At 66.1% G+C, this 3086-nt stretch carries 4 protein-coding genes; 2 read left to right on the forward strand and 2 right to left on the reverse strand.

The window, feature by feature from the left end:
- Positions 1-213 (reverse strand): chromate transporter (locus BIS11_RS13810; protein WP_253586314.1); only part of this gene is annotated, 213 nt, incomplete at its 3' end.
- Positions 214-307: 94 nt separating this feature from the next.
- Positions 308-1993 (reverse strand): dihydroxy-acid dehydratase, encoded by a 1686-nt coding sequence (ilvD, locus tag BIS11_RS13815; RefSeq protein WP_253419259.1) that lies wholly within the window; start codon positions 1991-1993, stop codon positions 308-310.
- A 139-nt stretch (positions 1994-2132) separates the two neighbouring features.
- Here ilvD and BIS11_RS13820 point away from each other — a divergent pair, with 139 nt between their 5' ends.
- Both BIS11_RS13820 and BIS11_RS13825 read left to right on the forward strand, forming a co-directional pair.
- Complete coding sequence (locus BIS11_RS13820) at positions 2133-2495, forward strand: DUF5362 family protein (RefSeq protein ID WP_253419258.1); 363 nt, start codon at positions 2133-2135, stop codon at positions 2493-2495.
- Positions 2496-2576: 81 nt separating this feature from the next.
- The coding region (locus BIS11_RS13825; protein ID WP_253586315.1) for an exodeoxyribonuclease V subunit gamma at positions 2577-3086 on the forward strand (510 nt) is incomplete at its 3' end.

Consider the following 3086-nt stretch of genomic DNA (forward strand, 5'->3'; position numbering starts at 1 on the left):
CGCGAACCCCACCTGGCTGCTCGCCGGCCCCGGCAGGAACTGGCAAAGCACCACCAGCTCCGCGTAGGCGGACTCACTCAGCCACTGCCGGCGCTCGACGAACGCGTGGCGAAAGTAGCCCAGATGCGCGACCGGCCCGCCGAAAGAGGTCAGGCCCAGCCAAAGAAATACCCGAAAGACCTCGCCTGCCCGCCCACGCGCCGCGATCGCCATGCTCTTTGCCTCTTGCGAAAGAAAACCCTCAGCCTAGCGCGCAGAGTTGACGCGCCGATGACAGGCAGGCCATCGAGTCCTGGCGTTTCGCGGGTCAGTCGTCCTGGTCGGTGACGGCGCCGGTGCTGGCGGAACTCACCTGGCGCGCGTACTTGGCAAGCACCCCGCGGGTGTAGCGCGGCGCGGGCTTTCGCCAGGCGCGCTGGCGCCGCGCCATCTCTTCGATACTGACATCGATATCGATGGTATCCGCGTCGGCATCGATGGTGATCACATCACCATTTTCCACCAGCCCGAGCGGCCCGCCTTCGAAGGCTTCCGGAGAGACGTGCCCTACCACGAAACCGTGGCTGCCGCCGGAGAAGCGCCCGTCGGTGATCAGGGCCACGTCGCTGCCCAGGCCTCGGCCCATGATCGCGGAGGTCGGGGTGAGCATCTCGCGCATGCCCGGCCCGCCCTTCGGGCCTTCGTAGCGAATCACCACCACGTCGCCCGCGACCACGGTGCCGTCGTTGATGCGCGCCTGGGCCTCCTCTTCTGAGCCAAACACCCGCGCCGGGCCTGAAAAGCGCGTGCCTTCCTTGCCGGTGATCTTGGCCACCGCCCCTTCAGGGGCCAGGTTCCCGTAGAGAATGCGCAGGTGGCTTTCAGCTTTGACTGGCTGATCGAGCGGCGCGATGATCGACTGATCCATCGGGTAGGGTGCGACCCCCGCCAGGTTCTCGGCCAAGGTCTTTCCGGTCACCGTAAGACACTCGCCGTGCAGAAGGCCTGCATCGAGCAGGATCTTCATCAAGGGCTGGATTCCGCCGATCGCCACCAGCTCGCTCATCATGTAGTGGCCGCTCGGGCGCAGGTCCGCCACCACCGGCACGCGCTTGCCGATTTCGGTGAAATCCGAAAGCGCAAGCTCCACACCGATGGTGCGCGCCATGCCGATCAGGTGCAGCACCGCGTTGGTCGAGCCGCCAAGCGCGATCACGATGGTGATGGCGTTCTCGAAGGCCTGGCGCGTCATGATGTCCGACGGCTTGATGTCGGCTTTCAAGAGCTCGAGCACCGCCTCACCGGCGGCCTTGCAGTCGTCGCGCTTCTCCTGGGAGATCGCGTTCTGCGCCGAGCTTCCCGGCAGGCTCATGCCGAGTGCCTCGATGGCAGAGGCCATGGTGTTGGCGGTGTACATGCCCCCGCAGGAGCCGGGGCCGGGAATCGCGGTCTCCTCGATCTGCTTGAGTTCGATCAGGTCCATGTCGCCGCGGGAGTGCGCGCCCATCGCCTCGAACACCGAGACGATGTCGGTATGGCCCTTGCCCGGCATGATGGTGCCGCCGTAGACGAACACGCTGGGCCGGTCGAGGCGCGCCAGGCCCATCACGCAGCCGGGCATGTTCTTGTCGCAGCCGCCGATCGCGACCAGCCCGTCGAAGCCCTCGCAGCCCGCCACGGTCTCGATGGAGTCCGCGATCACCTCGCGCGATACCAGCGAGTACTTCATGCCCTCGGTACCGTTGGCGATGCCGTCACTGATGGTGATGGTGTTGAACACCACGCCCTTGCCGCCGGCGGCGTTCGCGCCTTCGCGGGCAAGCTCGGCAAGCTCGCCGATGTGGCTGTTGCAGGGCGTCACCATGCTCCAGGTCGAGGCCACGCCCACCTGGGGCTTGGTGAAATCCGCATCGTCGAAGCCCACCGCGCGCAGCATCGCGCGGCTGGCGGCCTTGCCCGGGCCATCGACCACCGGGGCGGAGTGGCGGCGGGTGTGATCGGCGGGTTCCGTCATGGCGTTCTCCTGGGGTTCTGGTCGTTGACCACCAGCTTGGCGGTGCGCCGGCCCGGCTGCAAGGGCGCGACGAGACAAAAGCGCTAAAAGTGATTAAGATCGAGCCCTTGAACCCAGCGGTCGATATCAAGGAGGAGCGATGGACCCCCAGGAGAAACACGAACTTCTACGCAGCGTGGCGGAGCCCTTGTACCGCGCCAAGCTCTGGATGCAGTTGATCGGCGTGATGCTGATCCTCACCGGCGTGCTGACGGCGCTCACCATCATCGGCCTGCTGGTGGCCTGGGTGCCCATCTGGGCCGGGGTGGTGTTGATGCAGGCGGCTGGCGCCTTCAACCGCGCCTACCAGAGCGGCGACGAGCGCGAGCTGCGCTTTGCCCTCACCAAGGTCAAGACCCACTTCACCATCGTCGGCGTCTTGCTCCTGCTCTACCTTGCACTGTTTCTGGGCATGGCCTTTCTCGGCCTGCTGGGCATCGGCAACGTCACGCTCTCCTACTGAGGACGCCGCCCTCGACGCTTCTATCCCGAAGGCCTCTTTATCGAGGCCTTCGCCGTACTGGCCACTCACGGAATCGTTCTCATGAGTCTTTCAGCACCGCCGCTCACCCCGGGTTTCATGGTGATCCACGCCAACCGGCTGGAGGATCTGCGCGCCGTGGCGGTGGAGTGGATGCGCCTGCATCCACTGGGCCCGCTCGAGAACGAGACGATCCTGGTGCAGAGCAACGGTATCGGCCAGTGGCTGAAGCTCGCCCTGGCCGAAACCCCGGACAACGGCGGCGCGGGCATTGCGGCAGCGCTCGACGTTACGCTGCCCGCGCGCTTTTTGTGGCAGGCCTACCGCACCGTGCTTTCCCATGTGAGCCAGGGGCAGGACCCGGTGCCGGAAACCTCGCCCTTCGACAAGTCGCGCCTGGTGTGGCGTCTGCTGCGCCTGCTGCCTACGCTGGTGAAGGATCCGGTCTTCGCGCCGCTGGCACGCTTTCTGGAGCTCGATCGCGATCAGCGCAAGCACTACCAGCTCGCCGAGCGGCTGGCGGATCTGTTCGACCAGTACCAGGTCTACCGGGCGGACTGGCTCGAGGCCTGG

The organism is Halomonas sp. 707D4 (assembly GCF_024158685.1).
In the GTDB taxonomy this organism is placed as follows: Bacteria; Pseudomonadota; Gammaproteobacteria; order Pseudomonadales; family Halomonadaceae; genus Vreelandella.